Below are 861 nucleotides of genomic sequence, written 5' to 3'. Positions count from 1 at the left end.
CTGTCGACGCGGGCCATGACATAGACCCCCCAGCCGAGATAGGCGCAGTTGGGCGAGTAGTTCGGGCCGCTGGCGAGCTTGTCCCATTGGCCGGTCTTCGAATTGTAGACGTCGTCCGAGCCGGGCAGGATCGAGAAGCCGGTGACGTCGCCGATGACCGACGAGTCGTTGGTCTTGACGTTGGAGCCGATGTCGCCCCACCACGGGATCATCGACCCGGTGCCGGCCAGGAACTGCTGGAAGCCGGTGGTGTTCGGATCGGCGTTGATCTGGTCTGGCGGCTCCGAGGGCAGGGCGTCGATGACGTCCTGGATCGCCCGCACCCAGGCCGGATTGTTGATGCGCGGCTTCATCGTGTCGGCATCGAATAGCCAGGCCTTGTCGTCGGGATGCTTGGCATAGGCGCTGGCGCGGCTGCCGAGGAAGTAGAAGCCGAAGCCGCCCCAGGGCTTGGGCGCGTCGAGATAGCCATACACATCCTGGCCCTTGAACTGCTTGCCCTTGAGGAACTTGGTGACGGCTTGCACTTCCTGCCAGGTCTTCGGCACGCCCCATTCGGTCGTCGCCCCGCTCTCTTTCCAGGCCTTGGCGAGATCGGCATCGGCGAACACGTCGGTGCGGTAGTTGAAGTTGTGCGCGTCGCCGTCGATGGTGACGCGGTACTGCTTGCCGTTCCAGGTGCCGACCGGCGGCTTCAGGTAGTTGACCAGGTCGTCGAAGTCGATCTGCTTCTTGACCCAGTCCGGCATTTCGGAGGTCAGGCCCTTGCCGCATACATCGCCTTCGAAGGGCGCGCCCATCTCGATGATGTCGAAGTCGACGGTGCCTGTGGCGATCGACTGCTGCAGGCGGGCGTTGTAG

General features: G+C 63.9%; 1 pseudogene. It reads right to left on the bottom strand.

Features of this window, described 5'->3' with window-relative positions:
* Window positions 1–861, bottom strand: a pseudogene (locus EOA33_RS37190) (sugar ABC transporter substrate-binding protein); the annotation flags it as partial.

Source organism: Mesorhizobium sp. M4A.F.Ca.ET.050.02.1.1, from assembly GCF_003997725.1.
In the GTDB taxonomy this organism is placed as follows: domain Bacteria; phylum Pseudomonadota; class Alphaproteobacteria; order Rhizobiales; family Rhizobiaceae; genus Mesorhizobium.
This window is presented reverse-complemented; position numbering and strand designations above follow the sequence as displayed.